The 24,052-nt window shown below is 43.7% G+C and carries 16 protein-coding genes and 1 pseudogene; 6 read left to right on the top strand and 11 right to left on the bottom strand.

Translation table 11 applies throughout. The features are described 5' to 3' along the window. Window positions 1–56: 56 nt before the first annotated feature. Window positions 57–925: pseudogene (locus tag GMA13_RS00260) on the top strand (radical SAM protein). Window positions 926–1,007: 82 nt separating this feature from the next. On the opposite strand, the gene GMA13_RS00255 reads toward GMA13_RS00260, so the two are convergent. The 3 genes from GMA13_RS00255 to GMA13_RS00245 all read right to left on the bottom strand — a co-directional run bounded on the left by GMA13_RS00255 (window position 1,008) and on the right by GMA13_RS00245 (window position 9,015). Then, on the bottom strand, window positions 1,008–2,492 hold the full coding sequence (locus GMA13_RS00255; protein ID WP_255882168.1) for a glutamate synthase subunit beta: 1,485 nt from the start codon (window positions 2,490–2,492) through the stop codon (window positions 1,008–1,010). 13 nt (window positions 2,493–2,505) lie between these two features. Next, window positions 2,506–7,068: a glutamate synthase large subunit gene (gene gltB / locus GMA13_RS00250; protein WP_255882167.1), complete on the bottom strand. Its 4,563-nt coding sequence runs from the start codon at window positions 7,066–7,068 to the stop codon at window positions 2,506–2,508. A 369-nt stretch (window positions 7,069–7,437) separates the two neighbouring features. Beyond that, the gene (locus tag GMA13_RS00245) at window positions 7,438–9,015 is read right to left on the bottom strand and encodes a leucine-rich repeat protein (RefSeq protein WP_255882166.1); all 1,578 of its coding nucleotides are present in this window, start codon (window positions 9,013–9,015) and stop codon (window positions 7,438–7,440) included. Window positions 9,016–9,289: 274 nt separating this feature from the next. Between GMA13_RS00245 and GMA13_RS00240 the strand changes: the two genes are divergently transcribed. The 4 genes from GMA13_RS00240 (at window position 9,290) to GMA13_RS00225 (ending at window position 13,603) form a co-directional block, all read left to right on the top strand. Next, on the top strand, window positions 9,290–9,478 hold the full coding sequence (locus GMA13_RS00240; RefSeq protein WP_255882165.1) for a helix-turn-helix domain-containing protein: 189 nt from the start codon (window positions 9,290–9,292) through the stop codon (window positions 9,476–9,478). 340 nt (window positions 9,479–9,818) lie between these two features. Further along, a complete protein-coding gene (mgtE, locus tag GMA13_RS00235; protein WP_255882163.1) occupies window positions 9,819–11,189 on the top strand; it encodes a magnesium transporter in 1,371 nt (456 codons plus the stop codon). Between the two features lie 141 nt (window positions 11,190–11,330). After that, entirely contained in the window at window positions 11,331–12,842 is a 1,512-nt protein-coding gene (locus GMA13_RS00230; RefSeq protein WP_255882162.1) for a DHHW family protein, read from the top strand. Between the two features lie 263 nt (window positions 12,843–13,105). After that, a complete protein-coding gene (locus GMA13_RS00225) occupies window positions 13,106–13,603 on the top strand; it encodes a flavodoxin domain-containing protein (RefSeq protein ID WP_255882161.1) in 498 nt (165 codons plus the stop codon). 157 nt (window positions 13,604–13,760) lie between these two features. Here GMA13_RS00225 and GMA13_RS00220 read toward each other — a convergent pair whose 3' ends face one another. The 6 genes from GMA13_RS00220 to GMA13_RS00195 all read right to left on the bottom strand — a co-directional run bounded on the left by GMA13_RS00220 (window position 13,761) and on the right by GMA13_RS00195 (window position 21,936). Beyond that, entirely contained in the window at window positions 13,761–15,821 is a 2,061-nt protein-coding gene (locus tag GMA13_RS00220) for a translation factor GTPase family protein (protein WP_255882160.1), read from the bottom strand. Between the two features lie 282 nt (window positions 15,822–16,103). Beyond that, window positions 16,104–17,735 carry a DUF4340 domain-containing protein gene (locus GMA13_RS00215; protein WP_255882159.1) on the bottom strand — a complete coding sequence of 544 codons (1,632 nt, stop codon included), beginning with the start codon at window positions 17,733–17,735 and terminating at the stop codon, window positions 16,104–16,106. Further along, a complete protein-coding gene (locus tag GMA13_RS00210; protein WP_255882158.1) occupies window positions 17,735–19,372 on the bottom strand; it encodes a GldG family protein in 1,638 nt (545 codons plus the stop codon). The genes GMA13_RS00215 and GMA13_RS00210 overlap by 1 nt, the downstream gene beginning before the upstream one ends. Before the next feature lie 13 nt (window positions 19,373–19,385). Next, window positions 19,386–20,087 (bottom strand): ABC transporter permease, encoded by a 702-nt coding sequence (locus GMA13_RS00205; protein ID WP_255882157.1) that lies wholly within the window; start codon window positions 20,085–20,087, stop codon window positions 19,386–19,388. Continuing rightward, a complete protein-coding gene (locus GMA13_RS00200; protein WP_255882156.1) occupies window positions 20,087–21,052 on the bottom strand; it encodes an ABC transporter ATP-binding protein in 966 nt (321 codons plus the stop codon). The genes GMA13_RS00205 and GMA13_RS00200 overlap by 1 nt, the downstream gene beginning before the upstream one ends. A 218-nt stretch (window positions 21,053–21,270) precedes the next feature. Beyond that, complete coding sequence (locus GMA13_RS00195) at window positions 21,271–21,936, bottom strand: CpXC domain-containing protein (RefSeq protein WP_255882155.1); 666 nt, start codon at window positions 21,934–21,936, stop codon at window positions 21,271–21,273. Window positions 21,937–22,123: 187 nt separating this feature from the next. Here GMA13_RS00195 and GMA13_RS00190 point away from each other — a divergent pair, with 187 nt between their 5' ends. After that, complete coding sequence (locus tag GMA13_RS00190; RefSeq protein WP_255882154.1) at window positions 22,124–22,657, top strand: hypothetical protein; 534 nt, start codon at window positions 22,124–22,126, stop codon at window positions 22,655–22,657. A gap of 255 nt (window positions 22,658–22,912) precedes the next feature. Here the strand turns inward: GMA13_RS00190 and rpsT are convergent, their stop codons facing one another. Next, window positions 22,913–23,173, bottom strand: coding sequence for a 30S ribosomal protein S20 (gene rpsT, locus GMA13_RS00185; protein ID WP_255882152.1), 261 nt, complete (start codon window positions 23,171–23,173; stop codon window positions 22,913–22,915). Between the two features lie 88 nt (window positions 23,174–23,261). Then, a complete protein-coding gene (locus GMA13_RS00180) occupies window positions 23,262–24,047 on the bottom strand; it encodes an RnfABCDGE type electron transport complex subunit B (protein WP_255882151.1) in 786 nt (261 codons plus the stop codon). Window positions 24,048–24,052 lie beyond the last annotated feature (5 nt).

Here is a 24,052-nt window from a genome sequence, read left to right as displayed (position 1 = left end):
AATGGCAGAGTATTTACCGGCTGTGTATTGCTGCGAAATTTTTTGGAGGATATGCATTGCATTACAAAAACGTCAAAGGCATTTTATCACCCGATAACGGTATGAATTTATACCGAGGCTGCCAGCACGGATGCATTTATTGCGACGCCCGCAGCCGCTGCTACCAAATGAACCATGCTTTTGAGGACATAGAGGTTAAAGCAAATGCGCTTGAGCTTCTTGAAACCGCCCTTAAACGCAAGCGAAAAAGGTGTATGATTTCAACCGGAGCAAGTATATTCCTCTTGAATATAAGCTCCGGCACACAAGGCGTTCTCTTGAGCTGATTGAAAAATACGGCTGCGGTGCTGTTCTTCACACAAAATCGACTCGCTTATTAAGAGATCTTGACTTGCTTGTCAGGATAAACAGTAAAACAAAATGCGTTGTTCAAACAACACTGACAACCTATGATGAAAATCTTTGCAGAATAATTGAACCTAACGTCAGTACAACTGCCGAGCGTGTAAAAATGCTTGAAACCCTGCGTGACAACGGTATTCCAACCGTAGTCTGGCTTACTCCGATACTGCCGTTTATCAACGATACTGAGGATAATATAAACGGAATAATCGACTGCTGTGTAAAGTCCGAGGTTTATGGGATAATCTGCTTTGATATGGAACTCACTCTCAGGGAGGGCAACCGTGAGTATTTCTATGCGGCGCTTGACAAAAGCTTTCCGGGGCTTAAGGAAAGATACATCAAGACCTACGCTCAAAGCTATGACTTACCGAGTCCTAAAAACCAAGAACTTATGACTTTGCTATATCGGCGATGCGGTGAAAACGGTATCAAAACAGACATAAACGAAATATTCGCATATCTGCACCGTTTTGAGGATAAGCAGTCTTGCCGTCAACTGAGCTTATTTGACGAGCTTTAAAATCTGAATTTTAAATATAACATAAAATTGGCACAGGTGTAATCCTGTGCCGATTTTTTTAAGCATATATTTATTTTTTAAATCACAGGCAGGTGTATCCCATAAGATACTCGTCAACCTCTGCGGCAGCATCTCTGCCCTCTCTTATCGCCCAAACTACAAGCGACTGACCTCTTCGCATATCTCCTGCTGCAAACACCTTTTCAACACTTGTGCTGAATTTGCCTTGCGGTGTTGCGACATTACTGCGGTTGTTTGTGTCAACTCCGAATGCCTCAGGTATATACTGCTTCGGACCTAAGAAGCCTGCGGCAATCAAAACAAGCTGCGCTTCAATGAACTGCTCGCTGCCCTCAACTTCCTTCATCACGTTTCTGCCTGCTTCCTCGTCATATTCAAACACAAGGTTCACAGTTACAACGCCCTTCAGCTTACCCTCTTCGTCCTTTACAAACTCCTTAACGGTAGTCTGATAACGGCGTGGGTCAGAGCCGAACACCGCAATTGCCTCCTGCTGACCGTAGTCTGTCTTGCAGACCCTCGGCCACTCAGGCCACGGATTATTTTCTGCTCTGCTGTCAGGCAGCTTCGGCATCATCTCAAGCTGAACAACCGCTGAGCATCCCTGACGTATTGCAGTACCAACACAGTCATTGCCTGTGTCACCGCCGCCTATAATAACAACGCTCTTATCCTTTGCGGAAATATAATTTCCATCCTCAAAGTTGGAGTCGAGCAGGCTCTTTGTTGTAGCCTTTAAATAATCAACGGCAAAGTAAATTCCCTGTGCATCTCTGCCCGGTGCGTTAATATCCCTTGGATTTCCTGCGCCGCAGCAAAGCACAACAGCATCATATTCGTCAAGCAATGAACGGGCATCAATATCTTCTCCGACATTAGCATTTGTCACAAAGCTTATACCGTCTGCCTTCATAAGCTCAACTCGTCTGTCAATAACTTGCTTTTCAAGCTTCATATTCGGAATACCGTACATCAAAAGTCCGCCGATTCTGTCGTCCTTTTCATAAATGGTAACACTGTGGCCTCTCTGGTTAAGCTGAACAGCACACGCCATACCGGACGGACCGGAACCAATAACGGCAACCTTCTTGCCTGTTCTCAGCTGCGGCGGATTCGGCTTTATTTTGCCCGTAGCAAATGCATTTTCAACAATAAAATTCTCATTTTCCTTTACGGTTACCGGACTTCCGTTCAAGCCACAGGTACACGCAGCCTCACACAAAGCAGGACAAACCCTTGAAGTGAATTCAGGAAAATTGTTTGTCAAAAACAGTCTGTGTGCGGCGGCGTCAAACTCGCCCGTAAAGATTAAGTCATTCCATTCAGGGATAAGGTTGTTAAGCGGGCACCCTGAAACCATTCCCATAATCGGCTGACCGTTCTGGCAAAACGGAACGCCGCAATCCATACACCTTGCCGCCTGCTGACGTCTTTCCTCAAGCATCATCGGTGTGTGAAATTCGTTATAATTCTTTATTCTTTCAAGAGGACCGGTGCCCTCGTTATCTCTTCTGATATAATCCAAAAAACCTGTTGGTTTTCCCATTGCAGCCGCCTCCTTAAGATTTTGTATTCATATAGAACGCTTCAATTTTCGCCTGCTCCGGGCTCATACCCTTTTCCTCCATAAGGAAGATAGCCTGCATCATCTTTGCGTAATCGTTCGGGAGCACCTTCTTGAACTTAGGCAGGTACTTTTCAAAGTTATCAAGAACCTCTCGTCCCTTTGGCGAACCTGTTGCCTTAACGTGCTCTGCGATGATTTCCTTAAGCTCTACAACGTCATACTTTTCCGTAACGCCGCTTATAGATACCATCTCTTTATTCATATTGCGGTAAAGACTTGAATCCTCATCAAGAACATAGGCTATACCGCCGCTCATACCTGCCGCAAAGTTTTTGCCTGTTTTGCCAAGCACAACAACACGACCGCCTGTCATATATTCACAGCCGTGGTCGCCTACACCCTCAACAACTGCAATAGCGCCCGAGTTTCTTACGCAGAATCTCTCGCCTGCAACGCCGCTGATGAACGCCTTACCGCTTGTTGCACCGTAAAGAGCAACATTGCCGATGATGATGTTCTCATCTCTCTTAAAGGTTGAACCCTTCGGCGGATAAACTATAAGCTTACCACCCGACAAGCCCTTGCCGAAGTAGTCGTTGCTTTCGCCGTCAAGCTCAAGGGTCAGACCCTTCGGAATAAATGCGCCAAAGCTCTGTCCGCCTGCACCGATACATTTAACAGTGAAGTAATCGTCCTCAAGTGTGTTATCGTGGAAACGCTTTGTAATCTCACTTCCGAAGATTGTGCCAACTGAACGGTCGGTGTTAGTAACCTCAATTTCAATGGCTCTCTTTGTCTTGTTCTTAAGGGCAGTTGCCATTTTCTTGAGAATTACTCTCTCGTCAACAGTTTTTTCAAGCTCAAAGTCATATTTATCCTCAGGGATAAAGGTTCTCGGAGCGTCTGTATTAACATACGGGTTGTTGAGGATACGGCTTAGGTCAAGCTTAGACTCCCTCGAATTCTCCTCTGCTTTCTTAACAACAAGAAGGTCAGATCTGCCGACAAGCTCGTCAACTGTTCTTATGCCAAGGCGAGCCATATACTCTCTTAGCTCCTGAGCGATGAAGTGCATAAAGTTGATTATATATTCCGGCTTGCCCTTGAATCTCTTTCTAAGCTCAGGGTTCTGCGTTGCAATACCAACAGGACAAGTGTCAAGGTTACATACCCTCATCATTACACAGCCCATTGTTACAAGCGGAGCGGTTGCAAAGCCATACTCTTCAGCGCCAAGCAAAGCCGCAACAAGAACATCTCTGCCTGTCATAAGCTTGCCGTCTGTTTCTATAACAACCTTTGAACGCAGACCGTTCATAATAAGCGTCTGGTGTGTTTCCGCAAGTCCAAGCTCCCAAGGAAGTCCTGCGTTGTAGATTGAGTTTCTCGGAGCAGCACCCGTACCGCCGTCACAACCTGAAATAAGCACAACGCCTGCACCTGCCTTGGCAACACCAGCGGCAACTGTTCCTACGCCTGCTTCTGAAACAAGCTTAACGGAAATTCTTGCGTCCTTGTTTGCATTTTTAAGGTCATAAATAAGCTGTGCCAAGTCCTCGATAGAGTAAATATCGTGGTGAGGAGGCGGTGAAATAAGGCTTACACCCGGAGTAGAGTGTCTTGTCTTTGCTATCCACGGATAAACCTTCTTACCGGGAAGATGTCCGCCCTCGCCCGGCTTTGCGCCCTGTGCCATTTTTATCTGAATTTCCTTTGCGCTTACAAGATATTCTGAAGTTACGCCGAAACGTCCGGACGCCACCTGCTTGATAGCACTGCATCTGTCAAGTCCGTCCTTGCCAACTGTCAGTCGCTCGGTGTCCTCGCCGCCTTCACCGGAGTTCGACTTACCTCCGATTTTATTCATGGCGATAGCCATTGTTTCGTGCGCCTCCTGCGAAATTGAGCCATAGGACATTGCGCCTGTCTTAAAGCGGCGGCAAATGCTCTCAACGCTTTCAACCTCATCAATCGGAATTCCGCCGTCCTCGGGGAATTTGAAGTCAAGCAGACTGCGCAGGTTCATATGCCTATCCTCACGGGTAATAGCCGCAGAATACTGCTTGAACATATCGTAATTGCACGTTTTTGTCGATTCCTGCAAAAGGTGAATTGTTTCAGGGTTGTAAAGGTGTTCCTCCTTGCCGCTTCTCAGCTTGTGGCTGCCGGTGCTGTCAACCTCCAAAACAACATTGAGTCCAAGTGGGTCAAATGCAGCTGCGTGAAGTCTTTCACTGCGGCTGGAAATATCGTCAAGCGTAATACCGCCGACACGGCTTACCGTGTTGGTGAAGTACTTGTCGATAACCTCCTTTGAAATTCCGATAGCCTCAAAAATTTTAGAGCCAAGGTATGACTGAATTGTTGAAATACCCATTTTTGAAGCAATCTTAACTATGCCGTGAAGTACGGAATCGTTGTAATCGTTAACCGCCGCATAGTAATCCTTGTCGAGTGCGCCTGTTTCAACAAGATTGCGGATTGTTTCCTGCGCAAGATACGGGTTGATAGCACAAGCACCGTAACCCAGCAGAGTTGCAAAATGATGAACCTCGCAAGGCTCTGCACTTTCAAGAATCATTGATACTGATGTTCTTTTCTTAGTAGAAACCAGGTGCTGCTGCAAAGCTGATACCGCAAGCAATGACGGAATAGCAACGTGGTACTCGTCAACGTCACGGTCAGACAGAATGATGATATTTGCACCCTCCTTATACTCCTTATCAACCTTAAGGAAAAGGTGTGCAATAGCCTTTTCAAGGCTTGTATTTTTATAATAGGTTATAGGAATAACCGCTGTCTTAAGACCCGGAACATTCATATTCTTAATTTTAAGCATATCAGTGTTTGTAAGAATCGGGTTGTGTATCTTAAGCACATGGCAGTTTTCCGGCTTTTCAACAAGTATATTACCGTCGCTGCCAAGATGCACGCTTGTATCGGTAACAATTTCCTCACGAATTGAGTCAAACGGGGGGTTTGTAACCTGTGCAAAAAGCTGCTTAAAGTAGTTGAACAACGGACCATCGACCTTAGAAAGCGGCGGAATCGGGCTGTCGGATCCCATTGCGGCAATTGGCTCGCTGCCGTTTTTCGCCATCGGCAGGATGCTTGTTCTGACTTGCTCATACGTGTAGCCGAATGCCTTTTGCAGTCTTACAAGCTGCTCGTTGTCAATATGAACAACGCCCTTGTTCGGAATTTTCAAATCCTTGAGATATACAAGGTTCTGGTCAAGCCACTCGCCGTAAGGCTGTCTGGTGGCGTAGTAATCCTTTAAATCGGCGTCGTCAATAAGCTCGCCCTTTGTTGTGTCAACCAAAAGCATTTTGCCCGGACGCAGACGCTCCTTAACAAGAACATCTTCGGGCGGTATATTAATACAGCCAACCTCAGACGAAAGAACAAGGAAGCCGTCCTTTGTGATGTAGTAACGGGAAGGTCTTAAGCCGTTGCGGTCAAGCACGGCACCCATAATATCACCGTCTGAGAAAATGATAGAAGCAGGGCCGTCCCAAGGCTCCATCATTGTTGCGTAGTACTGGTAAAAATCTCTTTTTGCCGTTGAAATAGTCTTGTTGTTTTTCCACGGCTCAGGAATTGTAATCATAACAGCAAGCGGCAAGGGCATACCTGCCATCATCATAAACTCAAGCGCATTATCAAGACGTGCCGAGTCAGAGCCGTTTGTATCAACAATTGGGAAGATTTTATCCATATCATCGTCAAGCAAGTCACAGGACACAGATTCCTCACGGGCAAGCATTCTGTCGGCGTTACCTGTGATTGTGTTAATCTCACCATTATGAACGATAATACGGTTCGGGTGAGCCTTCTGCCAGCTCGGGTTTGTGTTTGTGCTGAAGCGGCTGTGAACAGTTGCAATAGCAGATGTATATTTTTCGCTTTGCAAATCAAAGAAAAAGCGGCGAAGCTCTTTAACAAGGAACATACCCTTATATACAATGGTTCTGCTCGAAAGGGATACAACATATGTATTCTCGTTACTCTGCTCAAACACACGTCTGACAATATAAAGCTTTCTGTCAAACGGCAGTCCCTTTTCAACATTTGTCGGGCGCTTAATAAACGCCTGCATAATGCACGGCATACTGTCGAGCGCCTTTTGACCGATAACAGAGGGTTCAGTAGGCACATCTCGCCAGCCGAGGAATTCAAGTCCCTCCTTACGGGCGATTATCTCAAACAGCTTCATAGCCTGTCTTCTTTTAAGCTCGTTCTGCGGGAAGAAGAACATACCTATGCCGTAGTCCCTCTCCTGCCCTATGTCAAAGCCGAGCTTTGCTGTTTCTTCCTTGAAAAACTCATGAGAAATCTGCAAGAGTATACCTACGCCGTCGCCTGTTTTGCCCTCTGCATCCTTACCTGCACGGTGCTCCAGCGTTTCAACAATGCTCAGAGCATCATCAACAACTCGGCGTGATTTTATACCCTTGATGTTAACCACGGACCCTATTCCGCAGTTATCGTGCTCAAAGCGAGGGTCATAAAGACCCTGCTTGACAAACGGTTCCTGATTTCTGAAGTTATCCATCAGTGTCACCTACCCCTTTATCCTTGATATATATTCAATTAAAAATTGAAAATGTAAAACAAATTTACGTTAAATTGCCTTATTTGCTGCGGCTTAATCTAAGCTGCACTTAACATATTAATGCAGGGCAACTCGCCTAAGATAAACTTTATCATATACATATAGCCTTGTCAAGATTTTTATGCAACAAAATTATTAAAAGTTGCAGAATAAAGAGTTTTTAAGGGTTTTATCACCATTTTTCGCAACTTTTTGCAGGAAATATTTATCTCCTTGCAATTTCGTGCAAAAACAACAAAGCCGCCTGTGCCAAAAAACACAAGCGGCTCTGCCGTAAATTATTAAAAATCCGGTATAACAAATTTTGAATTAAACTGCCATTCCAAGAGCTGTCTTTTGCGCCATAATAGCGTCAAGCACGCTGATTTTGCCGTCGCCGTTCATATCAGCATTAGATGCAGCCTGTCCTGTAAGCTCCTTAATTGTCAAGGCGGTTTTCTGAATATCTATTGCATCAACCAAAGACACCACACCATCGCCCGTTACATCGCCGAAAACAGGCTCTGTGTAGCCCAAAAGCTCCTTTGCCTCATCAAGCATATCAAAATTCTGATATTTCTCAAGTTCCGCAACAACCTCCGCAGCATTTGTATCCGCTTTACTCATAGCATTTTCAAGAACCTCTGTTGTTACATTATCAGGAGCAATCATAAGATTCCATACAATAAAGTCAGCAACCATACCTGCTCCGCTTTCTGTCGGACAGAGAACATCGCCGACAACATTTCCTTCTGAGGTTATTGCCATATGCGGTCCGTTAACACCGCTCTTCCACGTTGTTTTATTTTGAGTCAAATTTGGGTCTATCGGGTTTTCAATCATTTCATTTGTATCTGTTATTGCTGTATCTCCGATGTTTTCGTCCGTCAGTACAACCTCATAGGTCTGTACGCCTGTGTCGATTGAGAAGATAACCAAATCATAAGAACCTTCAGGTATTTCGTAGCTCCACAGACCGTTTCCCTCGTCTTTCATTTTTTCTTCATCTGTCTGCCAGTCATAAAGCCATGACCCGTCTGAGCCGAAAACATGGCAGTATGCAGCCTTGGCATTTTTCCAAGGACATTCCCAATATATCTTTCCGCCACTGAAATATGGCTGAGGTCTGTCAGGTTTGATTGGTTCAGGGTTATCAATATAAACAAGATTGTCAATAGCTAAATATAACTCATCAAGCATTGCCCCATAATCCTCATCGGTTGCATTTTCGTCAGCAAGCAGCTGCTCCGCTTTTTCTACTACCGCAAGATAAGCGTCATAACTTTCTTTTGTATAAATTGAGTACCAGTATTCAAGAGGATACTCGTCATTCTGAGCGCAAATTTCTAACATACTCTCTAAAGCACTGCGATTGTCCTGAGGCAACTGGCTTAAGTCAAAAAGCATTAAGCCGTTGTTATTTGCGTATTCCTCAGCCGCTGTTTTCGGAAATCCCATAATGAGAAATTCCTCAAATACTATGTATTCTCCGTCTAACAAGGTATAACCAAAAGCTTTTTCACCAATGCTTACAACACTGTTCGGAATTACAGCATACCCTAACTGTTCGCAATCAACAAATGCATAACTGCCTATATTTGCAACATTCTCAGATATTACTACACCTGTTAAGCTGCCGGAGCCGGCAAAGGCTCTGTCGCCAATTCTTGTAACAATTTTCCCATCCAATTCATCGGGTATAACAACCTCCATATCGGTTCCCTCATATCCGATTATTTCGGCAGTGCCATCATCAAGTACGGTGTATTGGTAATCACCGCAGCTCTCGACTTCAACAACTTCAACATCTCCAACCGCACCAACGCTTGCCGTACCTGCGCAGATAACACTAAGCATCATCACCGCCGCAAGCAGCACAGACACAGCTTTTCTTATTTTTGTTCTCATAAAATCAACCTCCGTTATTTGATTTTTTAGCCCTCGTTTTCAAAATCTGCATAAAACATATAGAAATATTAAAAATATTTTCAACAATATTTTATTATGTAACACTATAAAAGTCAATAAAATAATAACCATCATCTTATATTTTTTCAGCTTATTTTTATCAGCATAACCACTTACAAGTATATTTTAGGACAATTAGTCCTAAATGCCAATAGGACAAATTGTACTATTTTATAATCGTATTGGTGATGATACTTAATTAAGGATTAAGGATTTGCGTGAGGACCATGACTTAACGCAAAAAAAGATTTCAAAAATTCTTATGTGTGACCGGTCGCTTTACTCAAAGTATGAAAGGGGCGAGCGTGAAATTCCGCTGAGCCTTCTTGTAAAGCTTGCCGACTACTATAACACAAGCCTTGACTACCTTGTCTGTCGCAGTGAAAACCCCAAAAAAATTTAGCTGCCGTTTCCGAAAAGGAGGCGGCTATTCACTGAGTATTTTACAAAAAACACACCTGTATTTTATTTGACTTTTTTGCATTTTAAGTATAAAATAGAATAGTAAATATAAAGTCGTAGGGAAACGGCTTTTTATTATTATCTTTTAATTTAGGCAGGTGAAAAAAATGGACGCAGGAGGCAGCGGTAATACGGCGCCATACCGAAGTTGCAGGCAAATTTACGGTGCGTCTGCACCATTTTTTTGCCTTGCTGTAAATTATACAGCATTTATTTAAATAAATAACGGTGTGGTGCTCAGCCTAATTATTACCCAATTTTGTGAATTAGGAGGATGCATCATGGAGCAAAACACAAGCACAAGAGCAGTCGCATCGCTTCAGTCGTCAATTGAGCGGCTGCTTGAAAACAAAAGATACGCCACGCTGAGGGATATTTTTATAACGCTTCAGCCTGTCGATATAGCCACTATGTTTGACGAAATGCCTGAGGAGAGCCTGCCGCTTTTGTTCAGGCTTCTGCCAAAGGAACTTGCTGCTGATACCTTTGTCGAAATGGATGACGAAGCACAGGAAATGCTTATACACGGCTTCAGCGACACAGAGCTTAAAGAGGTTGTCGATGAGCTTTATGTCGATGATGCCGTTGACCTTATTGAGGAAATGCCGGCTAACGTAGTTATGAGAATACTCAGGCAGGCAGACCCGGAGGTTCGCAAGAAGATAAACGAGGTTTTGAACTACCCCGAGGACAGCGCAGGCAGCATTATGACAACTGAGTTTGTCAGCCTGCGACCAACAATGACCGTAAGCGACTCTATAAAGAGAATACGCAGAACAGGCGTTGACAAGGAAACAATCTACACCTGCTATGTAATTGACGATAACCGCAAGCTTATCGGAATGATTTCCATTAAAACTCTTCTCCTGTCAGACGAGGACGAAATTATTACAGAAATTATGGAGCCGAATGTTATCTCCGTAAATACGCTTGATGACCAGGAGCAGGTTGCAAAAAAATTCAACAAATATGACTTTCTCGCTATCCCCGTTGTTGACGGTGAAAACCGCCTTGTCGGCATTGTAACTGTTGATGATGCTATTGACGTTATGCAGGAGGAAACAACAGAGGATATGGAAGTGATGGCGGCTATTACGCCGAGTGATAAGCCGTATATGAAAACAGGAGTTTTTGAAACCTACGCAAAGCGTATTCCCTGGCTGCTGATTCTTATGATTTCAGCAACCTTCACAGGCTGGATAATCTCCTCCTATGAGGACGCTCTTGCCGTTCAGGTTGCACTGACCGCCTTCATTCCTATGCTTATGGATACAGGCGGCAACTCCGGTAGTCAGGCATCGGTTACAATTATTCGTGGACTATCCCTTGACGAAATAAAATTCCGTGATATGCCCGGAGTTATTTTTAAAGAGTGCCGTGTTGCACTGCTGTGCGGCGTAACACTTGCTGTTGCAAACTTTGCAAAGCTTATGCTTATTGACCAAGTGGGCTTTTATGTTGCACTTGTCGTTTGCCTGACCCTGATATGTACCGTGTTGGTTGCAAAAATAATCGGCTGTACCTTACCTATGATTGCAAAAAAAATAGGCTTTGACCCTGCGGTTATGGCAAGCCCGTTCATCACAACGGCTGTCGACGCAATATCGCTTTTAATGTACTTTCAGATTGCTAAGATTTTTCTTGATATTTAATAGTAATGTTTATAGTTTACGTCCGAGGCTTCACCGCCTCGGACGATTTTTATCCGCACAAAACGGCGATTTTTGTTGAAAACAATAAGCGCATATTGTATAATAATCAAAAGCGATTTCAAAATAAAAGGAGGAATTATTGTGTCAGACTATAATCACCGCAGACGTGACGACAGAAATGACCGAAACTACGATGAACGGTATATAAAGCGTGAAGAACGCAGGCGCAAAGAACGTCTGAAAAAACGCCGCAGAAACAGAATAATTATTGTAACAGCCGCAATTGCAATTTTAGTGGCAATTGTACTCATATTAATATTTTCCATAAACAGCTGTCTTTCCTGTTCAGGCAGCTCATCAGCTACAAACGCAACCAAGCCTACCTCAGCCGCTACCGAACCCCCAACCGAAAAGGCATCAAACTCATCTGTTAAAGAAATTGCCGACAATGGCAAGGAGGGTCAGCTTGATGAAAAAAGCTCGCTGTATTTTTGGGACAACAAGGCTTTTGAGCTTTTCTACGGCAGCAATAACACAGCAAAAAATTATGCCGACACTATAAACAGCCTCAAGGAAACGCTCGGCAGCGATATTACCGTTTACAATATGGTTGTGCCTAACCACAGCGAATTCGGCTTATGTCCGAGAGAGGCAAACAAGGTCAAAACAGAGCAGGGCGTAACCTCTCAGCGTGACAACACAACAGCCGTTTATAAGAACCTATCAAAAGATATCAAGCCGGTTGACGTTTACGATTCACTCAATTCTCACAAGACTGAGTACATCTATTTCAACACAGACCACCACTGGACAGGACTTGGCTCATACTATGCATACACAACCTTTGCAAAGGCGGCGGGAATTACACCGCTTCAGCTTACCGCAATGCAGAAAAGCACAATTGAGAACTTCTTAGGCTCTTTCTATACAAGCTCACAGTCAGATATTCTCAAGGCTAACCCAGACTACGTTGACTATTACACTTTTTCGGGTTATTACATCTGCAAGCTTTTTACACAGGGCAACAGCGACGCTATTGACGTTGGAATGTATAACGAAAATATTGAGTCCGACAGCAGTGCCTACGAAGTATTCCTTTGGGGCGACAACCCTTTAACTGTCATCGACAATCCCGACATCGCATCAGGCAACAAAATCGCTCTCGTTAAGGACTCCTACGGCAGCGCATTTGCTCCTTATCTTGCATACAATTATGACGAGGTTCACGTTATCGACTTCCGCTACTTTGACGGCAATCTTGCAGAATACTGCAATGCAAACGGAATAAAAAACGTACTCTTCCTTAACAGCATAATGTCAGCTAATGACAGCACCCAGCTCACTGCAATGAAAACACTTATCTCAAACAGCGGCACAGGCAGCTATAACACAGACTCAACCTCCACTATCGGCGGGGCTGATTCATCTGACTATCAGACAACAAACAGTTCAGATGAAACCTACGATGATTCCTCAACCAACGAAAACACAGATGGCAATTACTCCGGTGATAGTTCCGGTAATGATTACACAGACGATGAGTATTCATATAATGACGATTCCGGCTATGACAACTCAAGCGAAGATTACTCGTATAACGATGACTCCGGCAACGACTACTCCGGTGATGATTACTCTTACACAAATGAGTAATTGGTTGAGATTATACCGTATGAAATTACAAATCATATAAGCTCAGCTCTGTTCGGATAATTAAAGCTGATACAAAGCACTGATTAAAGGCTGCTCACCGCATTTGCGGCAGCAGCCTTTTGAATATCTTGACAGTTTTCTTGAATTTTAAATATATACGTTTTTTACTTTTTCCCTGTTGCTTTTCAGCCGATAAAATTGTAAAATATAATGGTACAAACATACACATATGACTATAAACAAATTTGAAATGGGGATTTATGATGTCCGTTCTTATTGTTTACGGAACAAAAACAGGCACATCTGAAAAATGCGCCAAATACATAGCAGACAAGCTGGGCGAACCCGTTACCTTGGTTAACGCACGTGACGGAATTAAAATTGAGCTTTCTCCGTACAGCACGGTAATCATTGGCGGTAGCGTCAGAATGGGGCACATCACCGCCGCTGTCAGTAAATTTATTGAAGAGGAGGAGGAAAATCTTCTCACAAAAAAAGTTGCACTGTTTATGTGCTGCGGCTTTACCGACGAGGAAAACATCAACCGCCAGCTTGAAATAAACTTTACTCCTGCTCTTAAGGAACACGCACTGTGCGTTAAGTGCTTCGGCGGCGAGCTTCATCCCGACGGCACAAACAAGATTGACAAGCTTGTTGCAAAGATGGCGTTCAAGGCAGACGGAGATATTGATTTAACTCCTGAGCTTGATTATAACGCAATGAACGAGCTTGTTGCTGCGGTTAAGGCTTCACTTGCCTAAACCATTATATAACAAATATAACACAATTTCACTGCAATGCCGTTAAGCTTACGGCATTGCTTTTTTTGCCCCAAAATGAAAGCAGCACAGGTCAAAAGGCCTGTGCTGTCAAAGGAGAGAAAATGAAAAAACGGTTTATCAAAAAATAGTTAGAATCTTATTCAGACTTTGCACTCTCTATAATCTTCTGCGCAATGTGAGCAGGTACGTCTTCATAGCGAACAAAATCAAATGTGAATGAGCCTCTGCCCTGAGTTACTTGGCGGATATACGTAGCAAAATCGTGCATCTCAGCCATAGGTACCTCTGCCTCAACAATCTGCATACCACCCTCAGCAGGATTCATTCCCAATACTCTGCCTCGGCGCTTGTTTACCTCGCCCATAATATCGCCCATATTACCGTCCGGCACAACTGCCTTTAGCGTTCCGATAGGCTCAAGCAATGTCGGGTTAGCGTTTGGCAAGCCGTTCTTGTATGCTATTGAAGCCGCAGTCTTAAATGACATTTCTGACGAGTCAACCGGATGATATGAACCGTCATAAAGCGTAGCCTTAATGCCCACTACCGGGTAGCCTGCAAGTACACCCTTTTTAATGGACTCACGCAGACCCTTTTCAACCGCCGGGAAATATCCCTTTGGCACTGCTCCGCCGACAACTCTCTCGGCAAACTCAAGGTCCTCGCAATCGAACGGCTCAAACTCAATCCAAACATCGCCAAACTGTCCGTGACCGCCCGACTGCTTCTTGTGTCTGCCTTGTGCCTGAACCTTCTTGCGGATTGTTTCACGGTAGGCAACCTTCGGCTCCTCAAGAAGAACGTCTACTCCGTACTTTGTCTTAACCTTAGCTACAAGCACATCAAGATGCTGCTCGCCAAGACCCGAAACTATCATTTGCTTTGTTTCCTTGTTGTTTGTCAGTGTGATTGTCGGGTCCTCTTCCATTATCTTCATAACCGCCTGAGCTACCTTATCCTCCTCACCCTTCGTCTTCGGGTAGATAGCCATAGAATAACACGGCGTTGGGTAATCAATCTTTTCAAGAACAACCTTTCTTGCAGGTGAACAAAGCGTATCGCCTGTCTTAGTGTTTTGCAGCTTTGCAACAGCGCCAATGTCGCCGGCGCCGACATACGGCACTTCCTCCTGCTTTTTGCCCTTTATTATAAGAACTTTATTTATGCGCTCCGACTCTCCTGTGCGCATATTCACAAGCGGCAGCTCAGGTGACACCTTGCCGCTGATAACCTTGAAATAAGAAAGTTTGCCGACAAACGGGTCAGCCACAGTCTTGAACACAAGCGCAGCTGTTGCAGCATTATCATTTACCGCAAGCTCCACAGGCTCACCGTTCGGGTCAAGCGCAAGCTCAGAGCTCTTGTCAGCCGCATTTGGTGCAAGCCATATAATTCCGTTTAATAGCTGATCAATACCAAAGGTATTTTGTGCGTCACCACAAAATACAGGGCTGATTGTGCCGTTTTTAATACCATGGCTTACTCCGACAATAATCTCTTCCGGCGTAAACTCCTCACCGCTGAAATATTTTTCAAACATTTCATCGCTTGTTTCTGCAACAGCCTCATTAATAGCTGTTCTGAGTCCTTCAAGGCGATCTCCCATATCAGGCATTGCTGTTTGAGTCATCTTTCCGTTTTCATACAGATAAGCCTTGTACTCAAGAAGGTTTATGTAGCAATTAGCCTGACCGTCAACTATATAAGGAACTACAACGGGGCAAACAGACGGACCGAACTGAGCCTTAAGTGTTTCAAAAACACGGTAGAATCTTGCGCTTTCGTCACAAAGTCCGTTTACAAAGAACACCTTTGTCAACCCTGCGTCAGTAGCTGCCTTAACAGCCTTTTCAGTGCCTACGTTTACTCCGCTTTTGCCGGAAACTACAATCATTGCGGTGTCAGCCGCACGCATACCCTCTCTGAGTCCTCCCTCAAAATCAAAGAGTCCGGGAGTATCTATTAAATTAATCTTGTAGTTTTTCCATTCCAGTGGTGCAACAGCCGTTACAATAGACGCCTTTCTTTTTATTTCCTCCGGGTCACAGTCAAGTACCGTGTTGCCGTCGCTGATTTTTCCAAGCCTGTCGTTTGCACCTGCAACATACAGCATCGCCTCGGCTACTGAAGTTTTACCTGAGCCGGAATGACCTGCTATTGCAATGTTAAGTATTTTTTTTGCTTCATACTGCTTCAATATCAGCAGCTCCTTTCGAAAATGCCGAGTATATTTTCGTTGATTTTATCGAATTATGGCATTTTTTACAATTACTTATTTAATTGCAATGTAATTGTAGCATAATTACACATAGTATGCAATCAATTTTTGTATAATAAAAGCATTTTCACCTATTTTACTAAACAGACAAGCATTATATTGTATATTTTGCACACAGTAATCTCAAGCTTTTTAACATACTGCGCATAAAAAAGCGGCAAAGCGAAAAAACGCCTTGCCGCTGATAATTGTAATATTAAATTATATCGGGGTAACAGTGCCGCCGCCTGCAAGCTTCTTAGCGTCTTCAATAATCTTGCTTGTGTAGGTTTCAAACACGTAAGTGTCGGATTTACCGTTAACCTGTGCAAGCATCTTTCTGTTTTCGGCTGAATAATAGTTTACAGTGTCGGAGGCTTTCCCGTTGTTGTAGTTATACTTAACAGTCAAAACCGCCTTGCCGCTTGGTTTTACGTTGCTTGCGTCACCGTTGCGCTGAACACTTGTGAGATTGTCAAAGAATGTGCTGAACTTGCTCTCGGCAATGCTCTTGCCGCCGCAGGTAATTTTCGTGCTTGTGGTTTCATTGCCGTCATCATCGGTCTTTGTCACCTTTTCAAGCCCAAACTTATATGTCTTGCCGTCTGCCGTAACCTCTATTGAAGAAAGCCTGTCCTGAATCGGCTTAAGCACATATTCATATTTCAGATCTTCATAGTCAATTGTGGCCCACGGAACGCTTGTGTCTGCAATCTGATATAGAATCTTTGTATCGTGGTTATAAATATACACATTGCCGCTGTTGTCCGGCGCAGAAGCTGAAAGCTTGTAGCTTGCACCGTCTGCATATGTTGCTTCAACAGTTGCAGCAGGCTTGCTAACACCATACTTTGACAGTTGATCGTCGCTCGGATGATATGCTGTAACGCTCGTTGCAGCAAGACCTCTTATAGAGCCCTTAACCGAGTCTCCGTTAACAACATTTGCAAAGCAGTTGTCCGGCGCCGTAATCTTATAATATGCGGCGCAGGTTTCGTCATCATTCGGCACCATAGTAACCTTTTCCGGGAAGTTTGCTCCGCTTAAAGTAAGAGTCTTGAGCGTTGCCGCCTCCTCAGTAGTAGTCTTATCAGTAATATCTTTGCTGAGAAAATCAAGGGTACTGAACATAAATGTATTTACCAAATCCTTCTCGGCAAGGTAAACCTCTTTCTTATCGGAATACTTAATGTATGTGCCTAAATCGTCGGGAGCATCATTGCCTATGTCCATTTGAACAACAGTGCCGTCTGTAAAGGTTGTTTTAACCTTTGCTCTCGGCTTGTCAAGACCATAATCAGAAAGATTCTCACCCTTTATGTCGATTATCGCAGTAGTTTCCATATTTGAAGCCTGGTTAGCAACACTGCTTGCAGCGCCCGTTTGCAGCTCGGCGTCTTCAAAGCCGACAAGAGTGTATATCGTATCCTGCGTCTGTTCAATTTCTTTTCCGTCTGCGTCAGTCGTTTTTTCAACCGGAGTTTCACTCAAAATTGTATATGTACCGGACTCGTTCTCAATATCAATCTGCTTTACAAGAAGCGGACCCTGATTAGTGATTTCAACAACACCGTCCACATAGATTTTGCCGTATTTATCCCTTTGAACGCCCTCGTCGTTTTCAATCTTGTTGCCCTTTGAGTCTACTGCATATTCCCTGCCGTTGGCATCGGTTGGATATGTTGCCTCAACCGGGTTTTGAGCATTCGGGTCAGAGCAGGTCGGCATAAGGAAAAGAACAGCCATCAAGCCGCCAACAAGCAGAACAACCGCCGCAATCACAGCGATAAGCATTTTAGTATTTTTTGAAATGCCCTTTTTATTATTCTTATTTTTCTTCTCGCCTTTAGCCATTATCTATGCCTCCTGCGGATCCAAATTACAAGTCCGAGCACAATAACTATTGCCGGAATAAGGTACATAAACAGCGAGCCGAGAACCAGAATCTGATCCGACATAATTCCAAGCTGAGCACTCTGCGTGTTCTTGCCTTCAATAACAAAGCCTGTATCCTGTCTGTTTGTGAGCTTGTTGAAAAGATTTACAAAATACTCGCCGTTTACATAGGTTGAGGAATTGAGAAGCGGTGAATAGAATGACATCTCGCTGCCCCAAACGGTAACTGTTGATTTTGCTTCATCCCCTGTTCTCACGCTTACTGCACCGGCATTAAAGCTGCCCTCAATGTGCTGGGTCGGATCCCAATCATCAGCTGCGTCAAAGCTGCGCAGTGCCGCACTTTGCGATGTTGTCGCAATAGCGGTGGCCTTTGCCCCATCATTGATAATAACAGGTCTTGTGTATGCACCCATCAGATATTTATTTGTATTCTTAATGTCATTTGTGTATTCATTGCCGCTGTAATCGAATATTGAGTAGTAATACTCGCCTCTGAACGGCATATATGCGCTGTCTGTTTCTGCAACAACACCCTGTCCAAGGCTTAACCCCCACTCCTCAAGTATAGAGTCAATGTTCGGCGCGTCAAGCTTTGTGTATGTGGGAACGTAGAAAAGGTTCTTTCCGTATTTTCCGTCATTGCTGAGGAAATCAGTAATGCGCTTTGCAGCTTCATCTGTCAGGTCTGAAATAGGCTGATACAAAATAGCCATATTGCTGTCCTGAGGTATATCCTCTGTGAGCAGGTTTATCTCACTTACATCGTAGTTATTGCTCTTTAAAAGTGCTGTAAAGCCTGACAGGTTACCCTGTGAGCTTGCGCTGAAGCCGCCCAAAACTGTAACCTTTGTCTGATCGTCAGATGTAACATAATATATCGCAGATGTAACTGCACTTTCAACATTTGACGACTGGACATAAGTGCTGCCTGTTGTAGCGTCTGTACCAAGCGTGAACAAATCAGACGCAACGTCAAGATATTTATATCTGTCGCCGCAGCTTACTATATAGCTGAAGCTTGAGAGATGTTCATTAGGGTATTTGTTTACGAAGGTCGGGTTTGACTGCAAATCCAGATACTCTATTGAAATCTTATCGTTTTCAACAGGGTATTTTTTAAGCAAAGCGTTAGCCTTAAGGAAGTTTTCGTCCGCCTGTGTATATGCATCTTCTTTGCCGAGCACGGTAATAGTAACATCCTTGTCAACGCTTCTTGCAAGCTCTTTTGAGCTGTCAGAAAGCTCATACAGGTTTTGTCCGGACATATCAATTGACATCATCGGCACCTTTGCCTGCAATACATTTACTATAATGTTGATAACTATCACGCCGACTATAACAAGGCAGGTCAGTATAATTGCAAAGCCGCCCTTTTTAAATTTGCGTGATGAGAAAGGATTCTTTTTCTTCGGCTTTTTCGGTTTTTTAGTATCAGAGCTTGCCTCGTTGTCATCTGTATTTTCTTCAATCACCTTTTCATCAAAGGTTCCGGCTTCAAGGGCACTTGCGGCTTCCTCAGAGATTTTGCTCTCCTCATTTTCAACAGCAGAGGTGTTCTCATTCAAATTCTCTTTTTCGTCTTTATAATTCATCCTAATCCCCTCCTCAGCTCCAACGCTTTCTGTCGATTACTCTTGTTGTGAGGAACAAGAACAATCCGATTACGCTTAAAAAGTATATTGCGTCAGCAATATTAAAAATTCCTGAATAGAAGTTCTGGTAACGTGTCATAAACGAAATCCAGCTGATAATTGCTGTAACAAAATCAACACCAATAGCGGCGGAGATATTGTCGAGCATACTGATAAAGAAGCCTGTGGCTATACCTGCAACAGCGGCAATAACCTGACTCTCTGTAAGAGATGAAATAAATACGCCGATTGCAATTATAGAGCTTCCAAGCAGGAACATACCGATAAGGTTGCAAAGTATAATTCCCCACTGCGGAGCAGTAAAGCAGGCAACAACAAGTGTCATCGGTATGTAAATAGCCATACAGCAAAGATAAATTATTTCAGCCGAAATAAACTTGCCGAGAACTATCTGCCAAACGCTTATCGGAGCGGTCAGTAAAGCCTGGTCTGTTTTCTGCCTTTTCTCATCGCTTAAAAGCTTCATAGTAAGCATCGGCAGAACGCACAGCGTTACCATAAACATTGATGAAAATACAATAATCAAATTCGAGCTGTCATAATACAGCATATTCCAGAAGAACATACCCGAAAACAGAAAGAACACCGCCATTACAACATAAGCAATTGCCGACGTAAAGTAGGCGCTTACCTCCCTTTTAATTATAGCACCCATTAACGCTTACCTCCTTTTCTGCTTACAGAAGCGACAGGCTCTGTAACCCTTAAGAACGCCTCTTCAAGCGAGAGCTCGTTGCTTCTCATTAAAACAATCGGGCTGTTGTTTTTAGCCATAGCATAAAAAATACCCTTGCTTGGGTCATTATCTTTATCCGTTGTAATTACATATTCATAGCAGCCGTCTTCAGACACCTGTGCACCCTTTTCAACTCTGACAACACCCTCAACCGCCTTTAATGCGCTCATAACGCCTGACGGAGAGCCGATAACCCTGAGTAAAAGACTGCTTGAGCTTGACAGAGTGTCTGAAAGCGAGCTTGTCTTGCTGTCGGCAACAAGCTTACCCTGATTTATAATAATAACTCTGTCGCAGGTTGCCTGAACCTCAGACAAAACGTGCGAGGACAAAATTACAGTGTGCTTTTTGCCAAGCCCCTTTATAAGGTTACGCATCTCGATAATCTGCTTTGGGTCAAGTCCGACAGTCGGTTCGTCAAGGATAAGCACCGGAGGATTGCCCAAAAGTGCCTGAGCAAGTCCAACTCTCTGCTTATAACCCTTAGAAAGGTTTTTAATAAGCCTGTTCTGCACGTCCTTAATTTTAACAACCGCACAAACCTCGTCGATATGCTCCTTTTTCGGCAGCCTTACCTTTTTAAGATTGAACATAAACTCAAGGTATTTTCTTACCGTCATATCAATATAAAGCGGCGGTATTTCAGGCAGATATCCTATTTTAGACTTAGCGCCTGTCGGGTCGTCAAGAATTTCACAGCCGTCAACCGTTACTGTGCCGGAGGTAGATGAAATATAACCCGTTATAATATTCATTGTGGTCGATTTTCCTGCGCCGTTAGGCCCTAAAAAGCCGAGTATTTCCCCGGCTTCAGCGGTAAAGCTGACATTGTCAAGCGCAGTATGATCACCGTATTTTTTCACAAGGTTTTTAACCTCAACCATTCATTGGTCACTCCTTCGCTTTATTATATTAAAACCATATATTATGGTAAGTTAAAGACAGTAAGCAAGTGTTAAGATTGTATGAATTTTTACCTTAAATTCGGTAAATAATAGCCCAATAAGTGCCTATTTTGCTTTCCTTTTGTGCGCTGAACACAAAATTTTCAGACTATTTTCGTCACTTGCAAGTCTTCGTCAAACTAAAACAAACCAAATTATTATTCGTCAAAGCCGTATCGCTGATAGCGGTGCAAAATCTCTTTTGCCCACGCCCTGTCAACATTAATAAAAGCCTTGCTCATTCTCTGCTTACGGCCAAGCCGTGCGGCTATGCCAAGCGACTTCTGATAAACCTGCATACCTGCGGTTTCAAGGTGCTTTTCCTTTGTGTCGGCATCAAAGAAGGTAAAGCCTATCTGCCTGCGGTCATAAAAAGAGAAATATCCGCAGTCTGTGTGTATGCCGAGCTTCTTTTCAGTCTTAATCTTAAGCGCAAGCTTTGTAAGCTCAATCGCCATATCGTCAAGACCCGACTCAAAAATTATAATTTTTTCCTTAAGGCTGTTATAATCGGACACAACACGCTTTTTTATCGGCGCAATTCGCGAACGGTCCAACTCAATCACTCTGTCAGTGATAACCCTTTTGTCACAGCCGGGAATAAAGTAAATCATAAAACGTCTGTTCACATCGTTATAAAGCACGGGATACGAAAGCCGAGCCTCATAGCCGCAGTGAATACAGGTGTATTTAAAAAGAGTATCGTTGAGAAGCGAATTTCTCAGCGATTCATCAGACGACGGTGAGATGCTGCTGTAAAATACAATCTTGTTGCTGCCGAAGCAGTGCGGACACTCAACCGCCTTAAGCTCGCTTATAGACATAGCAATGCCTCCATTTTTTCATCAAAATACGCTTAGTTACCACTAAGTATAACACATTTTCAACAATTTTTCATTCGGAATTATTAAAAAATTTAAAAAATTATTCCGTTTGCTTGACCCCGGCTGTTTTTTCTGCCATAATAAATACAAGGATTCCGTAAAGTCACAATAAATAGGGAGTGTTCATATGAATATTTTTGAATCAATAGGCAGTTGCCTTAGCGATGCTGTACAGACCGTAGTTGAAAAAAACAGAATTAAGGCTCAGGTTAACAGACTTCGCCTTGTTATGAGAAGCGAAGCTAAGACAATCAACAAGGCTTATATCGAGCTTGGCAAAGAGTATTACAGAAAGATAAAGGATAACGAACTTGCAGCAAGCGACGAAGCAAAGGAGCATTGTCAGTCAATCGTTAATTCAAGCAAGAGATTTAAAAGAGCAATCGCACGCTACCATGAGCTTATCGACTCACAGGTTATCGCAGAAAGCGAGCTTACGTCCGATGATGAAGAGGACGAAAGCGGTGACATCACACTTTGCTGCTCGTATGAAGAAGCATCTACATCTGATGAAGCGCCAAATGACAAGCTTGACGCTCAGCCTTCACAGCCGCTTGATGATGAAGCAGACAGCGAATTCAAGGCTGATGATATCCAATCTGTCAAGGATAAGCTGGACGAGATGACAGACAGCACAAGCAAAGCTTCGGAAGAAGAATAAACTGAAAAATATTTTTTAAAGGACTGAAACAAAATCACGGTTTTAACCGTTTGGTTTTGCATCAGTCCTTTTTTATTCCTATCTTGTCGCTGAGCTGCTAAAGTCTGTACACAAAGCGGCACAATCAAAACGTTACTTGTAAATACGTTGCTGACTACTGCAATTCAAGAAGCATTATTAGTTATCTGCGGCGCCGGCTCTTAAAAATACGCAAAAAAATAAGACGGGAAAACCCGTCTTAATCTTTTATAAAATTTAAGCTGAAGCGTTGAGCTTGCGAGCAAGTGCGGACTTACTTCTTGCCGCTGTATTCTTGTGAAGAATACCCTTAGCAGCAGCCTGATCAATTTTCTTGTATGCTGCGCTCACTGCCTGAGCCTTGTCGGCTGAGTTAGCCTCAATAGCTGCGTTAGCCTTCTTTACAACTGTCTTTAAAGATGACTTGAAGGCCTTGTTTCTTGCAGTTTTAACTGCTGTAACCTTAACTCTCTTTTTTGCTGACTTAATGTTTGGCATTTGTCCTACCTCCTTTTGCTCATACTCACAGTAAGATATATGATAACACCTTTTCCCCGAAAACGCAAGACTTTTTTCAAAGTTTTTCCTAAAAAATCGAAATTACACCTTTCGGGCAAGCCTCGGCGCACTTTCCGCACTGTGTACAAAGCTCCGGATTGACAGTCGCCTTAAAGTTTTCAACCTTAATTGCACCTGTTTCACATACCTTTTGACACTTCATACAGCCGATACAGCCAATTTTACAGTCGTCCTTAGTCTGTGCGCCTTTATCAAAATTACTGCACAAAACAGCGGCGCTTTTCTTCGGAACAATTGAAATAAGGCTCTTTGGGCAAGCGGCGGCGCATTTTTTGCACGCCTTACACAAATCTTCATTCACAACAGCAACGCCGTTACAAACTTTAATTGCGCCAAACTCACAGGCATTAACGCAGTCGCCCATACCAACACAGCCATAAGCGCACTTACCGCCTCCTGCAAGCAGCTGAACAGCCGCCGCACAGGAGCGTATGCCGCTGTAATTTATTTTTTTCTCCGTATTGTCACAGCTTCCGCTGCACATAACACGGGCGGTTTTCGGCTCAGAGTGAGCCGCCTTTACGCCGAGTATCTGTGCAACCGTTTTTGCAACATCGTCACCGCCAACAGGGCACTGCCCAGGCTCGGCGTCGCCCTTAGCAAGCGCCTGGGCATAGCCTGAACAGCCTGAAAAACCACAGGCTCCACAGTTTGCTCCCGGCAAAGCCTCGGTTAGCTTTTCAACCTTTTCGTCAACAGGAACAGCAAAAAACGCCGACGCAAACGAAAGCACAACAGCCACAACAAGACCTATTGCTCCAACCACCAAAACGGCAATCAAAATTGTATCCATATGAT

It is taken from the genome of Ruminococcus sp. zg-924 (assembly GCF_024433635.1).
In the GTDB taxonomy this organism is placed as follows: domain Bacteria; phylum Bacillota; class Clostridia; order Oscillospirales; family Acutalibacteraceae; genus UBA7067.
The sequence above is the reverse complement of the archived record's forward strand: the minus strand, read 5'-3'. Positions and strand labels throughout refer to the sequence as shown.

Bases quoted from the DNA above. Each gene is read 5' to 3' on its own strand.
- GMA13_RS00255 (WP_255882168.1), bottom strand. From the start codon at position 2,492: ATGGGAAAACCAACAGGTTTTTTGGATTATATCAGAAGAGATAACGAG.
- gltB (WP_255882167.1), bottom strand. From the start codon at position 7,068: ATGGATAACTTCAGAAATCAGGAACCGTTTGTCAAGCAGGGTCTTTAT.
- GMA13_RS00245 (WP_255882166.1), bottom strand. From the start codon at position 9,015: ATGAGAACAAAAATAAGAAAAGCTGTGTCTGTGCTGCTTGCGGCGGTG.
- mgtE (WP_255882163.1), top strand. From the start codon at position 9,819: ATGGAGCAAAACACAAGCACAAGAGCAGTCGCATCGCTTCAGTCGTCA.
- GMA13_RS00225 (WP_255882161.1), top strand. From the start codon at position 13,106: ATGTCCGTTCTTATTGTTTACGGAACAAAAACAGGCACATCTGAAAAA.
- GMA13_RS00215 (WP_255882159.1), bottom strand. From the start codon at position 17,735: ATGGCTAAAGGCGAGAAGAAAAATAAGAATAATAAAAAGGGCATTTCA.
- GMA13_RS00210 (WP_255882158.1), bottom strand. From the start codon at position 19,372: ATGAATTATAAAGACGAAAAAGAGAATTTGAATGAGAACACCTCTGCT.
- GMA13_RS00205 (WP_255882157.1), bottom strand. From the start codon at position 20,087: ATGGGTGCTATAATTAAAAGGGAGGTAAGCGCCTACTTTACGTCGGCA.
- GMA13_RS00200 (WP_255882156.1), bottom strand. From the start codon at position 21,052: ATGGTTGAGGTTAAAAACCTTGTGAAAAAATACGGTGATCATACTGCG.
- GMA13_RS00195 (WP_255882155.1), bottom strand. From the start codon at position 21,936: ATGTCTATAAGCGAGCTTAAGGCGGTTGAGTGTCCGCACTGCTTCGGC.
- GMA13_RS00190 (WP_255882154.1), top strand. From the start codon at position 22,124: ATGAATATTTTTGAATCAATAGGCAGTTGCCTTAGCGATGCTGTACAG.
- rpsT (WP_255882152.1), bottom strand. From the start codon at position 23,173: ATGCCAAACATTAAGTCAGCAAAAAAGAGAGTTAAGGTTACAGCAGTT.
- GMA13_RS00180 (WP_255882151.1), bottom strand. From the start codon at position 24,047: ATGGATACAATTTTGATTGCCGTTTTGGTGGTTGGAGCAATAGGTCTT.